The 24,156-nt window shown below is 53.3% G+C and carries 12 protein-coding genes and 1 tRNA gene; all 13 read left to right on the top strand.

The window, feature by feature from the left end; translation table 11 throughout:
* Positions 1-94: 94 nt before the first annotated feature.
* Positions 95-2,464 carry a penicillin-binding protein 1C gene (pbpC, locus tag ACYVK4_RS24085; RefSeq protein ID WP_461130120.1) on the top strand — a complete coding sequence of 790 codons (2,370 nt, stop codon included), beginning with the start codon at positions 95-97 and terminating at the stop codon, positions 2,462-2,464.
* Positions 2,465-2,533: 69 nt separating this feature from the next.
* Positions 2,534-2,974, top strand: coding sequence for a nuclear transport factor 2 family protein (locus ACYVK4_RS24080; RefSeq protein WP_461130119.1), 441 nt, complete (start codon positions 2,534-2,536; stop codon positions 2,972-2,974).
* Between the two features lie 90 nt (positions 2,975-3,064).
* Entirely contained in the window at positions 3,065-8,716 is a 5,652-nt protein-coding gene (locus ACYVK4_RS24075) for an alpha-2-macroglobulin family protein (protein WP_461130118.1), read from the top strand.
* A gap of 324 nt (positions 8,717-9,040) precedes the next feature.
* Positions 9,041-10,414 (top strand): sll1863 family stress response protein, encoded by a 1,374-nt coding sequence (locus ACYVK4_RS24070; RefSeq protein ID WP_461130117.1) that lies wholly within the window; start codon positions 9,041-9,043, stop codon positions 10,412-10,414.
* A gap of 183 nt (positions 10,415-10,597) precedes the next feature.
* On the top strand, positions 10,598-11,110 hold the full coding sequence (locus tag ACYVK4_RS24065) for a gamma carbonic anhydrase family protein (protein WP_461130116.1): 513 nt from the start codon (positions 10,598-10,600) through the stop codon (positions 11,108-11,110).
* Between the two features lie 107 nt (positions 11,111-11,217).
* On the top strand, positions 11,218-11,832 hold the full coding sequence (locus tag ACYVK4_RS24060; RefSeq protein ID WP_461130115.1) for a HupE/UreJ family protein: 615 nt from the start codon (positions 11,218-11,220) through the stop codon (positions 11,830-11,832).
* Between the two features lie 92 nt (positions 11,833-11,924).
* Complete coding sequence (locus ACYVK4_RS24055; RefSeq protein WP_461130114.1) at positions 11,925-14,318, top strand: M1 family metallopeptidase; 2,394 nt, start codon at positions 11,925-11,927, stop codon at positions 14,316-14,318.
* 22 nt (positions 14,319-14,340) lie between these two features.
* Complete coding sequence (locus ACYVK4_RS24050) at positions 14,341-16,722, top strand: M1 family metallopeptidase (RefSeq protein ID WP_461130113.1); 2,382 nt, start codon at positions 14,341-14,343, stop codon at positions 16,720-16,722.
* Positions 16,723-16,747: 25 nt separating this feature from the next.
* Positions 16,748-19,150, top strand: coding sequence for a M1 family metallopeptidase (locus tag ACYVK4_RS24045; protein WP_461130112.1), 2,403 nt, complete (start codon positions 16,748-16,750; stop codon positions 19,148-19,150).
* Positions 19,151-19,273: 123 nt separating this feature from the next.
* Positions 19,274-21,865 (top strand): zinc-dependent metalloprotease, encoded by a 2,592-nt coding sequence (locus tag ACYVK4_RS24040; RefSeq protein ID WP_461130359.1) that lies wholly within the window; start codon positions 19,274-19,276, stop codon positions 21,863-21,865.
* A gap of 68 nt (positions 21,866-21,933) precedes the next feature.
* A tRNA-Pro gene (locus ACYVK4_RS24035) sits at positions 21,934-22,007 on the top strand.
* 670 nt (positions 22,008-22,677) lie between these two features.
* Positions 22,678-23,511, top strand: coding sequence for a MotA/TolQ/ExbB proton channel family protein (locus ACYVK4_RS24030; RefSeq protein WP_046578753.1), 834 nt, complete (start codon positions 22,678-22,680; stop codon positions 23,509-23,511).
* 14 nt (positions 23,512-23,525) lie between these two features.
* Complete coding sequence (locus tag ACYVK4_RS24025) at positions 23,526-24,152, top strand: ExbD/TolR family protein (RefSeq protein WP_461130111.1); 627 nt, start codon at positions 23,526-23,528, stop codon at positions 24,150-24,152.
* Positions 24,153-24,156 lie beyond the last annotated feature (4 nt).

Here is a 24,156-nt window from a genome sequence, read left to right as displayed (position 1 = left end):
AATCTCGTTGTTTGAGGAATTTACTGGCTTTTACACACCTACGCGATTTCTACCTGAGACCAGAAGACGTGAAAAAGTCACAGAAATTATGGTAATGTTTACGGTAATATCGGAAAAGGTACGTGCGGTTACCAAACGAGGCTGGCAACGGCCTTATATTAAAACGAGTATTGGGGTCCTATTGATTTTTTTTGCCTTAGATTTTTCCTTCCCCATCCGTACCCATGTCCCTTATTCGACCATCATAACGGCCCGGGATGGCTCTATTTTACACGCGTTTCTGAGTCGAGACGATAAATGGCGGATGTATGCCGAACTCAGCGAAATTACTCCTACGCTCCGCAATGCCATTCTTTTTAAAGAAGATAAGTACTTCAGATACCATCTGGGTTTCAACCCGGTATCGATGATTCGGGCAGCGGGCCGAAATCTATTAACTGGTCGGCGAACGTCGGGGGCATCGACCATCACCATGCAAACCGTTCGCCTGCTCGAACCCCGCGAGCGAACGTACAGCAGCAAGTTCATCGAACTGTTCCGGGCTTTACAACTGGAACTTCATTACTCCAAGGATGAGATCCTGCAGCTTTATCTGAATCTGATTCCCTACGGGGGTAACATAGAAGGCCTAAAGTCGGCTTCACTGCTGTACTTTGGCAAATCGCCCACCCTGCTCAGCTTAGCCGAACTGACAACGCTAACGATTATTCCAAACCGGCCGTCGAGTTTACGGCTCGGCTCGCGGAACGCGCTGGTCGTTCAGGCACGTAACCGCTGGCTCAATCGGTTTAAACGGAGTCATCTCTTTGCCGACGCCATTATTGACGATGCCCTGAACGAACCCCTGGCGGCTTACCGTCGTGAAGCTCCGCAACGGGCTCCTCATCTGTCCCGTCGGCTGCGGATGGAGAACCCCGACCTTCCAATTGTGCATTCGTCGCTGTCGCCCACCATCCAGTCAACAACCGAGCGACTGGTGCAGCAATACGCCAATCGGATTCGGGCTTACAATATCCACAATTCGGCAGTGCTGGTTGTGGATAACCATACGCACGAAGTAGTGGCTTACGTCGGTTCGGCTGATTTTGGCAATGCCTTCGATGGCGGGCAGGTCGACGGCGTTCGGGCAGTGCGGTCGCCGGGCAGTGCCTTAAAGCCCTTGCTCTATGGCCTGGCTTTCGACGCGGGCCTTATCACGCCAAAAACCAGGCTGGCCGACGTGCCTATCAATTTCGGCGGGTATGAACCCGACAACTACGACCGGCGCTTCAACGGCCCCGTTACCGCCGAATTCGCACTGGCCAACTCCCTCAATATTCCGGCAGTGGCCCTGTTGAAGGAAATTGGTACGCCACCGTTGGTATCGACACTGCGGAAGGCCGGCTTTTTATCTATCCGGAAACAGGCAAAAGAATTGGGACTTTCGATGATTCTGGGCGGTTGTGGTGTCACTCTCGAAGAAATGACGCGGCTGTATGCGGGACTGGCGAATGCGGGACAAGTGAAAGCACTCCACTTTACCCCATCAGTCCGGCGATCCGGTGGGGTCATTAAGGGGGTTAATCTCCTCTCTCCCGAAGCGGCTTACCTCGTTACACATACCCTCACCCAGATCACCCGGCCCGATTTACCGAACAACTTCGATAACAGCTACCACCTGCCGCGCATTGCCTGGAAAACGGGCACGTCTTACGGTCGGCGGGATGCGTGGAGCATTGGCTATAACCAGCGCTACACGATTGGCGTGTGGGTGGGTAACTTTTCGGGGGTGGGCGTAGCCGAACTGAGTGGGGCCAATACGGCGACACCGCTGCTGTTCCAACTCTTTAATGTACTGGATTACAACTCGCCAACCGGTTGGTTTAAGGTACCCAAAGCCGCTTCAAGATTAAGTATGAGGCTTATTTGCCCGGAAACAGGCGATGTGCCGGGCGAATTCTGTACCAACCCCGTAACAGACTACTGCATCATGGGCGTGTCGCGGTATCGGCACTGCCATCATCGCAAAGCGGTTTACACAAACGCATCCCGAACGCTGTCCTACTGCGCTCACTGCCTGCCCGACTCCGGGGCCATCCGGCAATCGTATCCGAACGTGTCGCCGGAGGTCATGGCGTTTTACGTAAGCCATCACATTCCAGTTGAGGTGGCTCCTCCGCATAATCCGGCTTGTGAGCGTGTCTTCGGCGGGCAGGAAGCGGGGCAGACGGGCCCGCTGATCACTAGTCTAAATGATGGCAGTGACTATTATATCGACCCCAAACAAACTACGCAGATGGCATTGGGTTGTCAGGCAGCCAATGATGTCCAGACGGTCTTCTGGTATCTGAACGATAAACTTTATCGCCGGGCAAAGCCCACCGAAGCCGTATTCTTCACGCCCCGGCCCGGTGCGCTGAAGGTTTCCTGTGCCGATGATAAAGGCCGGAGCCGTGATATACACGTGGTCATATACAGGGAGTAATAATTTGTTGATTTTGCGATACCACAAATTATTTACATTTTTCCGCCGTAAAAGTCAATAACCAATCTCATGAAGTATACACTACTTATTGTTAGTACGCTATTTTTGACAACTGCGGCCCTTGCGCAACAATCGACGACAACACCGCAAGACCCTACGGCCCTGGGGAATGCGTTTTTCAAAGCCATGCTTGATGAAGATGGCAAGACGATGAGCGGCCTGATTTCAAGCGACTTATCCATTATCAGTTTTAATGGCCAGGCCGTTGACGGGAGCTTGCTGGTACAGGGTATCGACGGGGGAGCCGTCATTGTTGAAACAGGCGTCGTATCGAATGCCGCTACCCGCCAATACAACACCAATGCCGCGGTCATGACCGGTACCTGGAAAGCCAAAGGAAATATTCAGGGGAAGCCCTTTGACAACAACGTTACGTTTTCGGTGATGAGCGCCAAACAGGGTGGTAGCTGGAAAATTGTTAATGTTCAGTTTACACCGCAGCGTGAGTAACCGTTGAGTAAGTGCCTTCCTTTAATTAAGCCCACTCAAAGTTACTGAGTGGGCTTTTTCGTCTATCTTAGAGACCTCACAACTACATTCATGAAAACGTTCCTGCTCCTCCGTAACCTGCTGCTTTCCAGTCTCTTTCTTTCGTTACTTTTCCAATGCTCCCGTTTGTCGTTCAACGAAGTCTCAGTCGTAGGGCGCAACTTCGACGATGAGGTGCAGCAGACCCAAAACCTGACGTTTACATTTAATAAAAATATTGGCCCGTCAACTGGGTTTGGCGACTGGGATTCAACCCAGTATGTCCGTTTTATTCCGGCCGTTCGCGGCAAGTTCAAGTGGACAGCACCCAATGAACTGGTTTTCTCACCCGCCCTCACCTTCGACCCCGCCACCGATTACCGCGCCGAGTTGACCGACGATCTGCTGACACGTTCAGCCCAAAAAGATTTGAAGATTTCGGGGGAGGACATTGCTTTCCATACGCCCTACCTGCAGCTGTCGGGTGTAGAAACCTGGTGGTCAAAGGCCCGCGAAACGGGACAGCCGGTAGCCAAAACCCGCCTTAATTTCAACTATGCCGTGTCGGCGGAAGACGTCGTCAATAAAGTAGCCCTTTCTACGGACGAGAAACCTCTGTCGGTTGTCAGTGCGCCCGATGATGACCAGAACTCGGTAGCCCTGACGCTAACCAATGCGCCTGCACTGAAGAACGAGCAGCCACTGGCCATCAAACTGGCCAAAGGGCTCAAAGTACCCAAAACGGCCTTCGTCAGTAAAGAAGACATTACCGAAGCCAGTACGCTGCCATCGCGCTATAAAGTCGACGTGGCCGATGTGCAGACCCGTTTCGAGACGAGCAGCAATGGCGGACCGCAGGGCGTTATTCGCATCATCACAACCCAGGAATTACAGCCCGGCTTGATTACGCCCGACGCATCCACGCCGGGCGATCTTAGCCTGTATTATACCATTCAGCCACAGGTCGAAACAACGGCCGAATTAACCGAAAACGGCTTTATTATCCGGGGCAACTTCACCGAAGTCGATACCTATGTGCTTACCCTCACCGACCAGATACGTGGTGTACTGAACACAAAGCTGGAAGAGCCTGTAACGCGTGATCTGTTTTTTGGGAAAATGCCCGCCAGCATTCAGTTTGCCAACAAAAAGGCGTTGTATCTCTCCTCCAAAGGATCGCGAAACGTTGGCCTGAACATTGTCAACGTCCCCAAAGTGCAGGTCAAAATTGCCAAAGTATACGAAAACAACCTCCTGAACTACCTGCGCTCGAACCGCTATGAAGACTATAAAGAAAACGCGAACGGTGAGTGGGGGCCATCCGGGTCGTTTAGCTACAGCGACGATGAAGCCGGTGATCTGAGCGATGTGCTCGTTAACAAAACCGTCGAAACAACCGATCTGCCGAAGGTACGGGGGGTGTCGGCGCTGAATCTGGCCTTACCCGATCAGAACAATAACTTCCGTGGAGTTTACCTAGTTTCGGTCGGCTCGAAAGATGAAGCTTATTTGCAGGCCAGCCAGTTGGTATCGGTATCGGACATTGGCCTGATTGCCCGTCAGACCAACGATGAGGTGCTGGTTTGGGCCAACTCGATCCGCACCGGCGATCCGCTGCAAAGTGTAGAGGTAACACTCATCAGCAGCAACAACCAATCTGTTTATACCCTCAAAACCGACGGCACCGGCTTTGTCAAGTTTGATAAGGTGAGCGAAAAAGCCCCCGGTTTCAAGATTGCGCTGTTAACGGCCCGCATCACAAATCCAACAGCAGGTCGCTCGGAACAGGACGATTTCAACTTTCTGTTTTTACCCGATACGCAGGTCGAAACGTCCCGCTTTGAGGTCGATGGCAAACGGGATAACGAAACCGGCTTCGATGCCTTCGTTTACGGCGACCGTGACATTTACCGCCCCGGCGAAACCGTTCATTTCAATACCATCATCCGGTCGCAAAGCTGGCAGGGCGACGGAAAGGCCACGCCGGGCGCATCCACCCCGGGCGCATCCACGCCGGGCGAGATTCCGGTACTCATCCGGGTGCTGGCGCCCAACGGACGCGAACTAAGGGTATTCCGCAAAACGACCAATGCCCAGGGAGCTGTGGCCACCGATGTTCCGCTCGACCCGGCCGCCGTGACCGGCACCTACACGGTTGAAGTGCTGAACGCCAATAACGTGTTGCTGACCTCGCAGCCCATTAGTGTGGAGGAGTTTGTACCCGACCGAATTAAGGTCGACGTGTTCACCGACCGCCAGACCGACCCAACCCTCGCGGCTACGTACAAATCGGGGCAAACCGTCACCCTCTCCCTAACGGCCATGAACCTGTTTGGGCCACCGGCTTCTGATCGGGCCTACGAGGTCGAACTACAGGCGAAGCGGAAGGTGTTTGCCCCCAAGGGCTTCGGCGAATACGATTTCGATATCGCCAACAGTCAGTCACCAACGGGCGACGCGGCTAAAGCCGATGTATTCCCCAAAGACCTGCGTCAGGGCCGAACAAATGCCAGCGGGCAGGCTACCGAGCGATTCATCATCCCGGCACAATATCAGGACATCGGTTTGCTGGAAGGGAAGCTGTTCGTGACTGTTTTTGACGAAAACGGCCGCCCGGTCAATCGGCTGCGTCGGCTGAATATCCTGACGCAGGACACGTTCTTTGGCGTGCGGCTACCCGACAGTTACGTAGCGACCAACACACCCCTTGCCGCCGATCTGGTTGCTCTCGACGTCAACGGCCAGTTTCGTGCGTCGGCTACCGCGCTGGTGGAGGTGGTCCGGTTCGCCTATCAGACCGTTATTGAGAAAGAGAATAACGGGGGCGATCAGGCCCAGATCAAGTACACGACCAAACGGCGCGAGAAATCCGTCTACTCCAATACCCTGCTGTTTAAAGGCGGGAAAGCCGCTTTTCGCTACGTGCCCACCGTTTCGGGTGAGTATGAGGTGCGGGTGCGTCGCCCCGGTGCATCGGCGGCTACGTATACTACGACTACGTTCTATGCGTATGGCTTTGGCAATACGTCGGCCTCGTCGTTCGACGTAAGTCAGGAGGGGCAGGTGCTGATGACGCTCGACAAACCGGTTTATCAGACTGGCGATAAGGCGACGATCCTTTTCAAAGCCCCTTTTGACGGCAAGCTGCTGGTAACGGTAGAGCGCAACCGCGTTCTCGAACAACACTGGCTCACGACCAGCAACAAATCGGCCGAATGGAGTTTCTCGGTAGGGGCCGAACACTTGCCAAACGTGTATGTAACGGCCACATTGATTCGGGCCATTGATGCGACCCAGCTTCCCCTCACGGTCGCTCACGGTTTCGCGCCCATTTCGGTGCAGGACGCTGACACCAAACTGCCCGTCACGCTGATGGCCGCCACGCAGTCCCGCTCCAAAACGAAACAAACGATCCGCATCAAAACCGCCAGCAATGCGCAGGTTACCGTTGCCGTGGTGGACGAAGGTATTTTACAACTGAAGAACTTTAAAACTCCCGACCCACACGGCTTCTTCTACCAGAAGCGGGCGCTCGAAGTGGGCAGCCATGATCTTTACGCGCTCCTCTATCCAGAACTATCCCTAAAGTCAACGTCGAGTACCGGGGGCGACGGCTATGATCTGGAACGGCGCGTGAATCCCCTCAGCAATGGGCGGGTGCGGTTAGTGGCTCTGTGGAGCGGTATTCTGGAAACCGGCTCTGATGGTGAAGCGGAGTTCTCGGTCGATGTTCCACAGTTCTCCGGCGATTTGCGCGTAATGGCGGTGGCCTACAAAGACAACGCCTTTGGGTCGGCGAATGCCAATATGAAAGTGGCCGACCCGATTGTGATCAGTTCGGGCGTTCCCCGCTTCCTGACACCCGGCGACCAACTCGAACTGCCTGTAACGCTGAGCAACACCACGAAACAGGCAGCCACCGTTACAGCCCGGCTAAGCCTGACCGGGCCGCTCGTCTCGGATAGCCTAAGTACGCAGAAACTGACCATTCAGCCCGGTCGCGAAAGCCGGGCCATCTTCCGGGTGTCGGCCAAACAGGCTATCGGTATCGGAGCCATTACGGTAACGGTCAATGGCCTGAACGAAACGTTTACCGAAACCACCGACATTACCGTTCGTCCGGCGGCTTCCCTGCAAAAAACGACGCTCTCCGGCGCAGTAGCAGCCGGACAAACCAAAACCGTGCAGCTGGCAAACGGTTTTCTGCCCGGAACCGCGCAGGCCAGCATCACCCTGAGCCGGTCGCCGGTAGCGCAGTATGGCCGCGAGTTGTCGTATTTACTGGGCTATCCGCACGGTTGCCTGGAGCAGACCATTTCCAAAGCGTTTCCGCAGCTGTACTTCGCCGATTTGTCGAAGCAGTTAGCCACGAATACGTATTTCGTTCGGGCGGGCGAGAGTGACCTGAACCCCGCCACTAATGTTCGGCAGGCCGTACAGACGGTTGAAGGGCAGCAAGCGCAAACCGGTGGCTTTATGATGTGGCCGGGCATGGCCGGAGCCGACGGGCAATCGACGGTCGATGCGTGGGCCAGTGCCTATGCCGTTCATTTTCTGGCCGAAGCGCAGGAAGCGGGGTATGAAGTACGGCCTTCGGTACTGAGTTCGGCCATTGATTACCTCACGACCATGACCAACAGCCCCGCCACCGAAAATGCCGTTACCTACGATGAAGCGGGCGGAAAAACCGTAAAGAAAATCGCCAGCCGAACGAGTATTTACGGTCTGTATGCGCTGTCGGTAGCCGGTAAACCGAACCGGTCGGCCATGAATTACTACAAGCAAAATGTGGGTCTACTAACGGCTGACAGCCGCTATCTGCTGGCTGCTACGTTCTTCCGCGTGGGCGACACCCGCAGTTATTCGGCTCTACTGCCCAAACGATTCACCGATAACACAACCGGTCGACAAACGGGTGGCAGTTATGCATCGCCCCTACGGAATCTGGCCCTTGTGCTCGATGCCCTGGTGGCTACGGACCCTGATAACATCCAGATTCCGACGCTGGCCCAGCAATTAGCGGATGCACTGAAACAGTCAACGTACCTCAACACACAGGAAGCCGCGTTCTCGTTCCTGTCGCTGGGCAAACTAGCCCGGCAAACGGCTAACAGCACTGCTACAGCTACCGTGTCGGCGGCCGGAAAGTCACTTGGCAGCATGAACAACGCGTTCCTGAACCTGAAACGGGTGCCAACGAATGTTCCCCTCAGCCTGAGCGCCAAAGGGTCGGGCAACGTGTATTACTTTGCACAGAGTGAAGGGGTTCCGGCCAGCGGCAAAATTACCGCCGAAGATAAGGGCTTACAGGTTCGTCGGCAGTACCTCAGCCGGGAAGGTAAGCCCATGACGACCGTTCGGCAGAATGATCTGGTTGTGGTTAAAGTAACCCTGAGCAGTAAAAACGGCCTGAACGTCGAAAATGTCGTGATAACGGACTTACTACCAGCCGGACTGGAAGTCGAAAACCCACGGCTAACCGGGACCTCAGACCGCGATATGACCTGGATTCCGAAAGCAACCGCTGGCGCACCGGACCACTTCGACCTGCGCGACGATCGAATCAACTTCTACACGACCGCTACGGGCACCCCACGGACTTTTTATTACCTGGCGCGTGCCGTATCCAAAGGCCGCTTCGTGGTAGGTCCCGTTTCGGCCGATGCGATGTATAATGCCGAATACCGAAGTTATAACGGGGCCGGTGTTCTTACTATCCGATAGAATAGTCCGGACCGGAAATGAGCAAGTACTTTCTCTCTCTTACTTTCTGGATTTCTCACGAAGAGTAAGGAAGCGCGGACGGAACGGATTAAACAGATTTTTACAGATAAAAGGGCTGGTTGTAGGCTCTATCCGTAGAAATCCATTTAATCCGTTCCATCCGCGATCCAACTCTAGTCCTCATGGAATGAATCCATGTTTTATGAGAAAGCACCAGGCTTAATTCCTAACATTTGCGTCGTATCGTGGTTATATCAGGCAAACAGCATGTGTGTGTAGCAATAACCGAACATGTTCTGTATACTCAACCAACGACACAACGTTATGAAAAGGAAAACATGGGTAGTGGGCGCTATGCTGGTAGCGATGGCAGGATTGTCCTCCTGCGCGTCGACCGAGCGGCTCATCTACGGAAACAATCAAAACAGCCGGGAGGACATTGTTCAGCAGGATCGAAACAGCTCCCGGAACAGCCGAGACGATCGCAATCGGAGTTACGACGACGATGAGGGCGGGTTATTCAGCCGACGAAATAGAGACCGGGACAACGATCGCATGAGCCGCAATGATTCGCGCAGCAGTTCTTCCCGCGACAACAGTTCATATCGGAACCCCTACGGCTCGTCGAGCGACCGGATGAGCTACCGGAGCGACAATTCCAACCGCATGTCGGGCAGCGATTCGTACAACAATCCGTACAACAGCCGCTCGTCGGATCGGCAGAGTTCGTACAGCGACCGTGATCGCGACGACAACGATCGGTATGATAACCGACGCGATTCGCGCGACTCGTATAATGACCGTTACGACGACCGGGATAGCCGGGGTTCGTATAACGACCGGTACTCCAGCCAGCGTAATTCCTATAATGACCGGTACGATGACCGGGATCGGGACAACCGCAGCTCCTACAACGACCGGTATAACGATCGCTATTCCTCAAATGACCGGTATAATGACCGCGATTCCCGCGACTCGTACAACAGCCGCTCGGATTCCGACAATTACCGGAGCCGGAACAACGATCGTTATGACGATCGTCAAAGCAACGACCGCTACAATGATCGGGACAACCGGAGCATGAACAACGACCGGATGCAATCGGATCGCGACGAGCGGTACAGCTACAATGACCGTAACGACCGTCGTAATTCCGATGATCGCAATAATGACCGGGATAACCGGAACATGAACGACAACCGCGACAACCGCCAGAACGATGACCGCGACAACCGGAACATGAATAATCGGATGGACGACCGACAGTCGACCACATCGGATGACCGCGACAACCGCCGTAATTCTGATCAAAATCAGAACGACCGCGACAGCCGGAATAACATGAGTGATCGTGACAGCCGGAATAATGACCGCGATAACAACCGAAACAACGATCAGTCGAGCGACCGCGACAAGCGTGATTTGACCGACCGCATTTCGGAGCAGATGGACAAAGTCGACAAGCAACTCGATGAAGCCAAAGCGGACGTGAAAAACGAAAGCAAGAGAGATCGTCGGAAACGGGAAGATCGCGTCAAAGACCTCGAAGACAAACGTCGTCAACTGGCCGACTCGTACTATAAAGTACAGCGGTCGAGCGCCGATGACTTTGACAAAGTGAAAAAAGAAGCCGGTAAAGTGGTGGATGATATTGGCGACGCGCTGAACAAAGCTGCCGATAAACTGGAGAAAAAATAAAAAATGGATGACGGCTCCGGCGGCTTGTTTACAGGCAGAGCCGGAGTCGAGTAAATAACAGATCCGACCGGGACGATTCGACGGTTGGTATGACAAGAAAGGCTGATTCATTGAATCGGCCTTTTTTTGTTGGTATAAGACCAGAGAAAACACAAACCAGCCTTGCCCGACTATATTTGCGCTATGGCATTAATTAAATCGGTTCGGGGTAATCACCCAACATTCGGCGACAACTGCTGGTTTGCCGACAACGCCACCCTGGTGGGTGAAGTAAGTATGGGACGCGACTGCACAGTTTGGTTCAACGCCGTAGTGCGGGGCGATGTGAACAGCATCACCATTGGCGACCGAACGAACATTCAGGATGGGGCCGTCATTCACTGCACCTACCAGAAACACAAGACGATCATTGGCAATAATGTCTCCATTGCACATAACGCCATTGTTCACGGCTGCACCATAGAAGATAACGTACTGATTGGCATGGGCGCCATTGTGATGGACGGAGCGATTATCGGCGCGGGCAGTATTGTGGCCGCCGGAGCCATTATTACCCAGAATACGGTAGTGCCCCCCGGATCTATTTATGCAGGCAACCCGGCCCGTTTTCTAAAAGCTGTTTCGCCCGAACAAGCCGAGGTTTTCGCCCGGACGGCCAACAATTATGTCATGTACGCTGACTGGTTTAAGGAGTAAGAGAGTGGCGTAGGTGGAATAAGTGGCGTCATTACACCCTTATACACACTCCACCGGGTTTACTTACTCCATACACTCCACTTACCTCACCTACTTCACCAACCTCCATGGATGATTTTTTGATTTACCTGCGTTTGGGTTTCGACCACATCACAGACCCCAGCGGATACGATCACATTCTTTTCGTTATCGCCCTTTGTGCTGTTTACACAGCCCGGCAATGGCGACAGGTGCTCATTCTGGTTACGGCCTTCACCATTGGGCACTCTATAACACTGGCGTTGGCAACTCTGCAACTCATTCAGTATAAAACGGCCCTGATCGAGCTACTCATTCCGATTACCATTCTGATCACGGCCATCAGCAATTTCTTTTTCCAGGAACCAAAGCTGCGAGGGATGCCCAAGCCAACATCCGGTCGCTCCTGGCGCTATGGACTGGCCCTTGTCTTCGGCCTTATTCATGGCATGGGCTTTTCCAATTACCTGAGGAGCCTCCTTGGTCGGGAAGCCGAGATTATTAAACCACTGCTGGCCTTTAACATCGGCCTGGAGCTTGGTCAGCTGGTTATTGTAGGGCTTGTACTGGGGCTGGCCTTTATTGCTGTTGATCTATTAAAAAGTAACCGCCTGCGCTGGACGCTCATTGTCTCAGGCATTGTTGCCGGGATGGCGCTATCACTCATTATCAACAATGAGTATTTAGAGGAGCTGATGAAGTAAGCTCGTATTGCGCTCCGTTCATCATAATGGAAAAATGCGTAACCTCTTTTTTTGTACTTTTACCCTTCTTATCAACAACTACAACCTCCTTTATGCAAAAGATAGTTTTGCTGGTGACAGCTTTGGCCATTCCATTAGGATTTGCGCAGGCGCAGGCACCGTCGCAGCATGCTAATACGCGTTTTGAGCAGATGGGCTCTCTGCTGCCTTCGCCGAATACCTTTCGTACTGCCTCGGGAGCCCCCGGAAAAGACTACTTTCAAAACCGCGCCGACTACGATATTAAAGCCACGCTGGACGACACCAAACAGAAAATTACGGGTTCGGAAACCATTGTCTACCACAATAACTCCGGCGATGTACTTCCTTATCTGTGGCTCCAACTCGACCAGAACCTGTTTCGGCCTGAGGCCGCCGGTAATACCACCGAAACCAACAGTATAAACGCCCAGCGGGGTATGACGGCCGAACAGCTTAATCCCAGCTCCGTATTGATGGGTAAGAACTACGGTCACAACATTACATCGGTGCGCGATCAGGCCGGGAAAGCCCTCAAATACACCATCAACCAGACCATGATGCGGATTGACCTGCCTCAACCCGTAGGTCCCGGCAAGTCGGTCACCTTCGCCATCGACTGGAATTTCAATATTGTCGATGCCAAAGCCACACACGCCCGGTCGGGGTATGAATTTTTCCCGAAAGACGGTAATTACGTGTATGAGATCGCCCAATGGTTTCCCCGGCTCTGCGCTTACAGCGACGTGACGGGCTGGCAAAACAAGCAGTTTCTGGGGCAGGGTGAGTTTACCCTCATCTTCGGCAATTACAAAGTAGCCATCACGGCTCCCAACGACCATATCGTTGGCGCTACGGGTGAATTGCAGAATCCGGCACAAGTGCTAACCGCCACTCAGCAGAAACGCTGGAACGAAGCGAAAGGCAAAGGCGATAAGCCCGGTGAAAACCCGGTGGTCATCGTGACGCAGGCCGAAGCCGAAGCCGCTGAGAAGGCCGGGGTCGCGCACGACAAGCCCACCGGTACTAAAACCTGGGTTTACAAGGCCGATAATGTCCGTGACTTTGCATTCTCCAGCAGCCGTAAGTTCATCTGGGATGCGTTGAATCCGAACGTAGAAGGCAAACGGGTTTGGGCTATGTCACTTTACCCAAAAGAAGCCAATCCACTGTGGGGTCAATACTCGACCCGGTTGATAGCGCACACCCTCCGCGCCTACTCCCGCCGAACGATTGCATACCCGTATCCGGTAGCCTACTCGGTTCACGGACCGGTGGGTGGCATGGAGTACCCCATGATGTCTTTTAACGGCGCCCGGCCCGAAGAAGATGGTACCTATTCGGAAGGCACTAAAAACTTCCTGATACTGGTCGTAATTCACGAAGTGGGGCATAATTTCTTTCCCATGATTGTCAACTCCGACGAGCGGCAATGGTCGTGGATGGATGAAGGACTCAACAGCTTCCTGGAAGGGGTGACCTGCCTGGAATGGGATGCTAACTTCCCGGCGCGGGGCATACAACCCCAGTCGATCGTACCCTACATGCAGCTCGATCCGACCCAGCAGGTGCCCATTATGAGCAGTTCGGACAATATTTTGCCGAATACCTTCGGGCCAAATGCCTACGACAAACCGGCTACGGCGTTGAACATCCTGCGCGAAACGGTCATGGGCCGCGAACTCTTCGACTACGCCTTCAAAGAGTACGCCCGACGATGGGCATTCAAGTCCCCCGAACCCGCCGACTTCTTCCGAACTATGGAAGATGCCTCCGGCGTCGACCTCGACTGGTTCTGGAAAGGCTGGTTCTACGGCGTACAGCCCGTCGACCAGTCGCTGGTCAAAGTGGACTGGTTCCAGGCGGGCTCCCAAAACCCCGAGATCGCCAAAGCCGAAGCCCGGGCAGCCGCTCAGAAACGAGCCAACACCATCAGCAAACAGCGCGATGCGGCCGCCAAAGGCCAGACCGTGGTGGCTCAGGACTCCACCATGAAGGACTTCTACAACAGCTACGACCCGTACGCCGTCACGGCCGACGACAAGAAGCGCTACCAGGACTACCTGGCCACGCTGAGCCCCGAGGAGCGCAAACTGGCCGAAGCCGGTACCAACTTCTACACCTTGTCCTTGAAGAACAAGGGGGGCATTCCCATGCCGGTCATTGTACGGATGGAGTTCGAAGACGGCACCGATTCGGTGGCGCGTTTTCCGGCCGAGATCTGGCGTTTCAACGATGTGTCGATCAACAAGGTCATTGCCACCGCCAAGAAGGTGAAGCAGTGGACGCTGGACCCCTTCTACGAGATTGCCGACATCAACACGGAGGACAACTCGTTTCCCCCCGTTTCCCAGCCAACGCGTTTCCAGTTATTCAAGCAGCAGCAGCGGGGTGGCGGGGCCGCCCCCAACCCCATGCAGCAGCAACGTCAACAACAACCCGCTAAACAAGGTACCGGCCGAAACTAACCATAACGGCTTCTAACAAACGATGAGAAAAATTCTGTTACTAGCTGCCCTGACCAGTTGGTCGGCCGCCCTGATGGCTCAGGCACCAGCCGCCCCAACCCAACGGGCCAACACGCGTTTCGAGCAGCTGGGTCCCATGCTGCCCACGCCCAACACCTTCCGTACCGCTTCCGGTGCGCCCGGTAAAGATTATTTCCAGAATCGCGCCGACTACGACATAAAAGCGACTCTCGACGATACAAAGCAGAAAATAACCGGTTCGGAAACCATCACGTACCACAACAATTCGGGCGATGTGCTCCCCTACTTGTGGATTCAGCTGGATCAGAACACGTTCCGGGCCGACGCCGATAGCCGGACCTCACAGACCAGCAGTATCAGCGAGCAGGGCGCGAGTTTCCAGCAGATCAACGCCAACGCGACGCTGATCGCCAAAGATTACGGGCACAAAATCACGGCTGTACGCGATCAGGCCGGGAAAGCCCTCAAGCACACCATCAACCAGACGATGATGCGGGTCGACCTGCCCCAGCCCGTGGGTCCCGGCAAATCCGTTACCTTCTCCATCGACTGGAACTTCAACATTGTTGACGTTCGCTCGACGGGCGCTCGTGGCGGTTACGAGTATTTCCCGAAGGATGGCAACTACATCTACGAGATTGCGCAGTGGTTTCCCCGGCTCTGTTCCTACAACGACGTGACGGGCTGGCAGAATAAGCAGTTTCTGGGTCAGGGCGAGTTTACCCTCATCTTCGGCAACTACAAACTGGCGCTGACCGTACCCAATGACCACATTGTGGGCGCTACGGGTGAATTACAGAACGCAGCGCAGGTGCTGACACCTACCCAAATCAAACGTTGGAACGAAGCGAAAGGCAAAGGCGATAAACCCGGTGAAAACCCGGTGGTCATCGTGACCCAGGCCGAAGCCGAAGCCGCCGAAAAAGGCAAGCCGACGGGTACCAAAACCTGGGTTTTTAAAGCCGATAACGTCCGTGATTTCTCCTTTGCGAGTAGCCGTAAATTCATCTGGGATGCCTTGCAGCCGAATGTAGAAGGCAAACGGGTATGGGCCATGTCGCTCTACCCAAAAGAGGGCAATCCGCTTTGGGGCCAATACTCAACCCGGCTGGTGGCCCACACGCTTATCTCCTATTCCCGCCGGACGATTGCCTATCCATATCCGGTAGCGTATTCCGTTCACGGCCCCGTGGGTGGTATGGAATATCCGATGATCAGCTTCAACGGCGCCCGGCCCGAAGCCGACGGAACCTATTCGGTAGGTACAAAGAATGGGCTCATTGGTGTGATCATCCACGAAGTGGGTCACAACTTCTTCCCGATGATTGTCAACTCCGACGAACGACAGTGGTCGTGGATGGATGAAGGGCTCAACAGCTTCCTCGATGGGCTGGCCGGGCTGGAGTGGGATGCCGACTATCCGGCCCGTGGCATTACCCCGCAAGGTATCGTGCCCTACATGCGGCTCGATTCGACCCAGCAGGTGCCCATTATGAGCAGTTCAGACAATATTCCGAGAAATACGTTTGGCCCGAACGCCTACAGCAAACCGGCTACGGCGTTGAACATCCTGCGCGAAACGGTCATGGGCCGCGAACTCTTCGACTACGCCTTCAAAGAGTACGCCCGACGATGGGCCTTCAAGTCCCCCGAACCCGCCGACTTCTTCCGAACCATGGAAGATGCCTCCGGCGTCGACCTCGACTGGTTCTGGAAAGGCTGGTTCTACGGCGTGCAGCCCGTCGACCAGTCGCTGGTGAAAGTCGACTGGTTCCAGGCTGGCTCCCAGAACCCCGAAATCGCCAAAGCCGAAGCCCGGGCAGCCGCTCAGAAACGAGCCAACACCATCAGCAAACAGCGCGATGCGGCCGCCAAAGGCCAGACCGTGGTGGCTCAGGACTCCACCATGAAGGACTTCTACAACAGCTACGACCCGTACGCCGTCACGGCCGACGACAAGAAGCGCTACCAGGACTACCTGGCCACGCTGAGCCCCGAGGAGCGCAAACTGGCCGAAGCCGGTACCAACTTCTACACCTTGTCCTTGAAGAACAAGGGGGGCATTCCCATGCCGGTCATTGTACGGATGGAGTTCGAGGATGGCACTGATTCGGTGGCGCGTTTTCCGGCCGAGATCTGGCGTTTCAACGATGTGTCGATCAACAAGGTCATTGCCACCAGCAAGAAGGTGAAGCAGTGGACGCTGGACCCCTTCTACGAGATTGCCGACATCAACACGGAGGACAACTCGTTTCCCCCCGTTTCCCAGCCAACGCGCTTCCAGTTATTCAAGCAGCAGCAGCGGGGTGGTGGAGCCGCCCCCAACCCCATGCAGCAGCAACGTCAACAACAACCCGCTAAACAAGGTACCGGCCGAAATTAAGCAAGCATCAACTCCTGAATAAACGATGAGAAAACTCCTGTTAATGGTGAGCCTGACCATCTGGTCGGCCACGCTGATGGCTCAGACACCAGCCCCAACTCAAAATGCTAATACCCGTTTTGAGCAGCTGGGCTCCATGTTGCCTTCGCCCAACACCTTCCGTACCGCTTCCGGCGCACCCGGTAAAGATTATTTCCAGAACCGGGCCGACTACGACATCAAGGTCGAACTGGATGATGCCAACCAGAAGATTATTGGTACCGAAATAGTCACGTATCACAACAACTCGACCGACGAACTGCCGTTCATCTGGCTTCAGCTCGATCAGAATCTGTTTGCTAAAGGCTCTACCGGCAGCGTAACCCGCACGGGTAGTGTGAACGAAAGCGGCATGAGCTTTGCGCAATTACAAAACCTGACCTCGGTCCGGGAACGCAGCAGCCAGCAGGCTTCCGATAAGTTTGGCTATAACATTCGCTCGGTAAAAGATGCCAAATCAAGTACTGCGCTGAAATATACCATTAACCAGACGATGATGCGGATCGACCTGCCAACGGCTCTTAAGCCCGGCGGAACGTATTCGTTTAATATCGACTGGGATTATTTCGTGACCGAGTACTACGGCCGGAGTGGTATGGAGTATTTTGCAAAAGATGGTAACTACAACTACTTCATTGCTCACTGGTTTCCACGCCTTTGCGCCTACAATGACGTAACGGGCTGGCAAAACAAGCAGTTTCTGGGACAGGGTGAGTTCACTCTCATTTTCGGAAACTACAAAGTGGCCATCACCGCGCCCAGCGACCATATCGTTGGCGCTACCGGCGAATGTCAGAACTACAAGCAGGTATTAACACCAACGCAGCAAAAGCGGATGGCGCAGGCAGCCAGCTCGAAAAATCCGGTTGTTATTGTCACACAGGAAGAAGCCGAAGCAGCCCTGAAAACCAAACCAACGGATAAAGTAGGCAAGAAAACCTGGGTGTTTGCCGCTCAGAACGTACGGGACTTTGCCTTCACCAGCAGCCGCCGATTTATCTGGGATGCGATGCAAACTGATGTGTACGGCGACGGTCGTAAAATCTGGTCGATGTCTTATTACGCGAAGGAAGGCAACCCACTCTGGGGGCAGTATTCGACCCGCGTAGTTGAGCACACGCTGAAATCGTACGGCAACCGGACCATCAAGTATCCATATCCAGTCGCTATTTCCTGCCATGCTACAGCGGGTGGCGGTATGGAATACCCCATGATCTCGTTCAACGGCGGCCGGCCGGAACCGGACGGCACCTATTCCGAGCAGACCAAAGCGGGTATGATCGGGGTTATTATCCACGAAGTAGGGCATAACTTCTTCCCCATGATCGTCAACTCCGATGAGCGTCAGTGGACATGGATGGACGAAGGCCTAAACACCTTCTGCCAGTACCTGGCCGAAAAAGAGTGGGATTACAATTTCCCCACCCGCCGGGGTGAGCCTCAGTTAATTGTCGACTACATGAAGTCGGATAAAGCGGTCCTGTCGCCGATCATGAGCTCGTCTGATAACGTCATTAACCTGGGTGCCAACGCCTATGCCAAACCCGCTACGGCCTTGAATATCCTGCGCGAAACGGTCATGGGCCGCGAACTCTTCGACTACGCCTTCAAAGAATACGCCCGTCGCTGGGCTTTCAAATCGCCCGAACCGGCTGATTTCTTCCGTACGCTGGAAGATGCCTCAGGCGTTGACCTGGACTGGTTCTGGAAAGGCTGGTTTTACGGCGTTGAGCCCGTCGATCAGGATCTGGTAGAAGTGGACTGGTTTCAGGTTGACTCAGGCAATCCGGAGGTCACGAAAGCCGCTGCCCGTGCCGAAGCCAAACGTCGCGCCGGTACCATCAGCAAGCAGCGTGATGCCGCTACCCAGGGGGAAACGGTTGTTGCCAAAGATTCGACCATGAAGGATTTCTATAACAGCTACGATCCCTATGCCGTTACGGATGCCGACAAGAAGCGCTATCAGGATTATCTGGCAACGCTGAGCCCCGACGAACGGAAAACCCTCGAAACGAACGCATCGACGAACTTTTATACGTTATCGCTGAAAAACAAAGGCGGTTTGCCCATGCCGGTCATTATTCGGATGCAGTTCGAAGACGGTACAGATTCTGTAGCCCGATTCCCGGCCGAAATCTGGCGCTTCAACGATGTGTCAATCAAGAAAGTCATTGCCACGCCGAAGAAGGTAACGCAATGGGTACTTGACCCCTTCCAGGAAATCGCCGACATCGACACGGAAAACAACGCCTTCCCACGGATGGCGCAGCCAACGCGTTTCCAGTTGTTCAAGCAACAGCAACGTTTCGGTCCGCAAGGTCCGAACCCCATGCAGCAGCAACGCCGGGCCAACCAGCCGCCAGCGGTGCAGGGTAGCGGAAAAAATTAACTACCTTCACTGATTCTCCGTACGCTAATCAGTCTAAAACGGTCTTCGACTACCCGGTCGAAGACCGTTTTTTTTGGATTATACTTTAGTCAATACACGTACCTACCATTCTCAATCAAAATGATGAAAATTTCTACACTGCTTTTTGCCCTGCTGATGGGCATTGGGCTTGCCAGTTCCTCCGTTGTACAGGCACAAACTCCACGCCCAACGTCACCTTCGTCGCCAACCATGACCCTACCCATGACGGCGACGGCAACACCCACCGCAACAACTGTCGTTGCCGCACCCAAAGTCCCTATAAAACCTTATCGGGAGGTTATTACAGCATCCGCACAAACCAGCAAGGGTCTGTTTACGGCGCACCGGGTTGACGAAAAATATTACCTCGAAATTCCGGATTCGCTGTTGGGCCGTGAGTTTATGGCCATCACCCGCATTGCCAAGGCACCGACCGGCGCAGGGTATGGCGGAGAACTCGCCAACCGGCAGGTGTTGCGCTGGGAACGCGGACCTGATAAGAAGCTCCTGCTACGGGTGGTGAGCTACATCAATGTGGGCAGCGACACCCTGCCGATTTCGCAAGCCGTTCGCAACTCCAATGTTGAGCCTATTGCGGCTGTTTTCGATCTGAGGGCTATTCGTAAAGACAGTGTATCGGCATCGGTCATTGAGGTAACGGACTTTTTCAAAGGCGACAATCAGGTAGTCTCGATTAACCCCGTCACTAAATTCCGATACCGCCTGACAGCATTGGCCCCGGAGCGGTCCTTTGTTCAGCGTATCAGGTCGTACCCGATCAACACGGAAGTGATGGTGACCAAAACGTTTACGGTCAACACAACACCCGTGGTTCCTTCGCCGGTACCCTCTCCCTTGCCTACCGTTGCGCTGCCCGTTGGTAATGAAGCCGGTGCCGTAACCATGGAGATTAATACGTCCATGATTTTGCTGCCGCGCACCCCCATGCGCAAACGCCTGTTCGACAGTCGGGTTGGCTTTTTCGCCAATGGCTATAGCGTCTACAATGATGCCTCCCAGCGAACAGAAGATGAAACGTTTGCCGTACACTGGAAACTGGAGCCCAAAAATGCCGCCGATGCACAACGACAGAAAGCGGGCGAACTCATAGAGCCGCGTAAGCCCATCGTCTATTACATTGACCCGGCAACACCGCTCAAATGGCGTAAATTCCTGAAGCTGGGGGTTGCCGACTGGCAGGTGGCATTTGAAAAGGCTGGCTGGAAAAACGCGATTTTTGCCAAAGACTGGGACAGTAAAGACACAACCCTGAGCCTCGAAGATGCCCGGTATTCCGTCATTCGCTACTTCGCATCGGACATCGAAAATGCCTACGGGCCAAATGTCCACGATCCTCGCTCGGGAGAAATCATCGAAAGCCATATTGGCTGGTATCACAACGTCATGAACCTGCTGCGCAAGTGGTATATGGTGCAGGGAGCCGCGGTTGATGCACGGGCACGCAAACCAAAATTTGATGATGAATTAATGGGGCAACTGGTTCGGTTTGTTTCGTCGCACGAGGTGGGCCACACCCTCGGTTTACGGCACAATTACGGCTCAAGCCATGCTACACCCGTTGAAAAGCTGCGGGATAAAGAATTCATCAAACAGTACGGTCACACGGCGTCTATTATGGATTACGCCCGGTTCAACTACGTAGCCCAACCGGAAGACAACATCACCGACCTCTTTCCCCGTATCGGCACCTACGATATTTGGGCTATTGAGTGGGGTTATAAGCCCATCTATGATACCCCGAATCCCGAAGCCGATAAGCTAATTTTGAATGAGTGGGTTAAAAAACACGCCGGTGATCCTCGCTATTGGTTTGGCACAGAAACCAACCCGCTTGACCCGCGCTCGCAAAGCGAAGACCTTGGTGATAATGCCATGATTGCCAGCACATACGGTATCAAGAACCTGAAGCGAATCTTGCCTAATCTCACCAAATGGACGGGCGAAGAAGCCGAAGATTACGACAAATTGAGGGAAATGTACGGTGAAATTGCCAGTCAATACCGACGGTATATGGGCCACGTAACAAAGTATGTGGGCGGTGTTTACGAAACACCTCGCACCTTCGACCAGTCGGGGATTGTGTATGAGCCAACACCCCGTGCGTTACAAAAAAGTGCAGTAGCGTTCCTGAATCAACAATTATTTCAGACGCCCACCTGGCTACTCGACCCTAAAATCATGGAGCTTGTCCGCCCTGACCAAGGTGTTGACTACCTGAGAACCCTACAGGAAACGACATTGAACAGCCTGATGGATGTTGGTCGGCTGTCGCGTCTGATTGAAAACAGCAGCCGTCCAGCTAAGTCATATAGTCTGGATGAGTTCATGACCGACCTTCAGTCGTCGATCTGGCGCGAGTTAAAGGCAGGTCATTCCATTGCTGTGTATCGTCGAAATCTTCAGAAAGTATATGCCGAAAAGCTTATTTCCCTACTGACACCAGCCCCGACCGTTGCCCCGGCTGCGGGTTTCTCGGGGAACGGTTTTCGGTATAACGCCGGCCCCATCGCCGACATTAAGAAATCCGACATCATGTCGGAGGTCCGGGCGAAGTTGGTTAGCTTACGCAGCAGCATCAAAACGGCCATTCCCCGGCAAACGGACAAGATGAGCCAGTATCATTTAAGTGATATACTGGCCCGTATCGACAATGCTTTAAATCCCCGACGTTGATAAGGATCATTTTAAAACGCTAAATATTTTGACAATTACTGCGACTGCGCTACATTTGCACTCCAATTCGGGATGTAGCGCAGTCCGGTAGCGTGCTTGCATGGGGTGCAAGAGGTCGTGGGTTCGAATCCCGCCTTCCCGACAGTCAAAAGGTCAACTTTCATCAAGTTGACCTTTTTTTATGCTCCTCTCCCAGACGGTTGCCTGTCCCGCCATCGGCGGGAAGGTCGTGGGTTCGAATCCCGCCTTCCCGACAGTCAAAAGGTCAACTTTCATCAAGTTGACCTTTTTTTATGCTCATCCCCCGCACGGTTGTCTGTCCCGCCTTACTCCCCCGATCCGATCCCCTTCGAATAGGCTGCAAACTTTTTTAAATCAATTTTATGGAATTGATCAGCCTGTTGCATCTATGCTATATGAATGCCGGAATCAACTCTTAAATAAATCCTTTGACTAATCTTAACAATTATTTTATGAGTCATGCACCACCCTGAGAGGTTACTAATAAAGACACCAAAGAAGAAAAATTTTTCGTGTGGCACTTGAGAAACAAGACTTTATGGACGCTCCCGGCAAAACGATCATTTTAGAAATAAGTGAGTTATGTGCAAAAACATGTTGCTGGATTGCAATTAAAGAGAAAGAATAGACTGAAAGGATTGTGTTGTTATTGACGGAAAACACATATTTTTGTGGAGGTTTGAAGGCATTTCCTTTAAAAATTTGAAGGCACAAACCGAAAGAGTCTAAATTTTTCACTTTTTTTACCGGGTAAACCAACTTTTAATTTTTAACCCTACAGTCCAGTTCCAATGAAAACACAAACTCCTTCTCCAGCACCCGCCAAAGCAGCGGCACCAAAAAAGAAGTCAGGTGGTCTTAACCCCGCGTTCGTAATTCCGGTGTTGTTACTGATCGGTATTCTGACGTACATGTTCGTCTTCGGTGATGGCAGCCACTTCCAGGAAGGCGACAACACGAAAGAACCACTACCCGGCGACTACTTCGGTACCGTTTACAAAGGTGGGTTCATCGTACCAATTCTGTTTACCTGTTTTCTAACGGTTCTGGTATTTTCCATTGAGCGTTTCATCACCATTGGCCGTGCAAACGGTTCGGGCTCGATCGACGATTTCGTTCGGAAGATCAAAGGCCAGCTTGACCGCAACGAAGTGGCAGCCGCCATCCAGGAGTGTGATCGTCAGAAAGGCTCAATCGGAAACGTTGTGAAAACGGCCCTGGTTAAGTATCAGCAGTTAGCGACCGATACGCAGTTAGACAAAGAGCAGAAGTTAGTTGCTCTTCAGAAAGAAGTAGAAGAAGCTACCACGCTTGAACTGCCAATGCTGGAGAAAAACCTGACCATCATCGCTACGCTGGCTTCGGTTTCGACGCTGATCGCCCTGCTCGGTACGGTACTTGGTATGATTCGCGCTTTCGCAGCCATGGGTGCTACGGGACAGCCTGACACCGGTGCTCTTTCGACGGGTATCTCTGAGGCCCTTGTAAACACGGCTCTTGGTATCGGTACGGCCGCTATTGCTACGATCATGTATAGCTACTTCACGAGCCGTATTGACGTACTGACTTACAACATTGACGAAATCGGTCTGAGCATTCAGCAGAACTTCGCAGCCCATTATTAATAGTTTAATTACTTATGCCAGCAGTTAAAATAAAACGCGCCAGTTCCACAGTGGACATGACCGCGATGTGCGACGTGGCGTTTCTTTTGTTGACGTTCTTTATCCTTACGGCCCAGTTCCGGTCGCAGGATGCCGCAGCTATCGAAACACCATCGTCCATCTCGGGCATCAAAGTCCCTGATAGCGATATCATGACCATCGGTCTTGGTAGAGACGGCAAAGTCTATTTCGGTATCGACAATGCGCAGAACCGCATTGCCATGCTGGATAACATTGCTGCTGCTAAAGGGCTTTCCTTCTCGAACAACGAAAAGAAGGAGTTTTCCCTGATGTCGAACTTTGGTCTGCCCATCAACCAGCTGAAAGCCTACCTGAATCTCCCTAAAGAGCAGCAGGCCAAAGTGAAACAGGCGGGAATTCCAACCGATTCAACCGGAGCAGGTCCAACCAACGAGTTGAAGGAATGGGTTTATAATGCCCGGAAGGCCAATAACAATCTTAGAATTGCGTTGAAAGGCGACAACCTCGCTAAATTCCCGGAATTCAAGAATGTACTGGCTACGTTACAAGCGCAAAACATCAACAAATTCAACCTGATCACGGGAACGGAAGCTCCCCCAGCCGGTTGGAAAGCTGATTAAGCGC

Source organism: Spirosoma aerophilum (assembly GCF_054782495.1).
Note: the sequence above shows the minus strand (reverse complement) of the source record. Positions and strands in the feature narration are given on the sequence as shown.

Bases quoted from the DNA above. Each gene is read 5' to 3' on its own strand.
- ACYVK4_RS24075 (WP_461130118.1), top strand. From the start codon at position 3,065: ATGAAAACGTTCCTGCTCCTCCGTAACCTGCTGCTTTCCAGTCTCTTT.
- ACYVK4_RS24025 (WP_461130111.1), top strand. From the start codon at position 23,526: ATGCCAGCAGTTAAAATAAAACGCGCCAGTTCCACAGTGGACATGACC.
- ACYVK4_RS24080 (WP_461130119.1), top strand. From the start codon at position 2,534: ATGAAGTATACACTACTTATTGTTAGTACGCTATTTTTGACAACTGCG.
- ACYVK4_RS24045 (WP_461130112.1), top strand. From the start codon at position 16,748: ATGAGAAAACTCCTGTTAATGGTGAGCCTGACCATCTGGTCGGCCACG.
- ACYVK4_RS24030 (WP_046578753.1), top strand. From the start codon at position 22,678: ATGAAAACACAAACTCCTTCTCCAGCACCCGCCAAAGCAGCGGCACCA.
- ACYVK4_RS24050 (WP_461130113.1), top strand. From the start codon at position 14,341: ATGAGAAAAATTCTGTTACTAGCTGCCCTGACCAGTTGGTCGGCCGCC.
- ACYVK4_RS24070 (WP_461130117.1), top strand. From the start codon at position 9,041: ATGAAAAGGAAAACATGGGTAGTGGGCGCTATGCTGGTAGCGATGGCA.
- pbpC (WP_461130120.1), top strand. From the start codon at position 95: ATGTTTACGGTAATATCGGAAAAGGTACGTGCGGTTACCAAACGAGGC.
- ACYVK4_RS24060 (WP_461130115.1), top strand. From the start codon at position 11,218: ATGGATGATTTTTTGATTTACCTGCGTTTGGGTTTCGACCACATCACA.
- ACYVK4_RS24040 (WP_461130359.1), top strand. From the start codon at position 19,274: ATGAAAATTTCTACACTGCTTTTTGCCCTGCTGATGGGCATTGGGCTT.
- ACYVK4_RS24055 (WP_461130114.1), top strand. From the start codon at position 11,925: ATGCAAAAGATAGTTTTGCTGGTGACAGCTTTGGCCATTCCATTAGGA.
- ACYVK4_RS24065 (WP_461130116.1), top strand. From the start codon at position 10,598: ATGGCATTAATTAAATCGGTTCGGGGTAATCACCCAACATTCGGCGAC.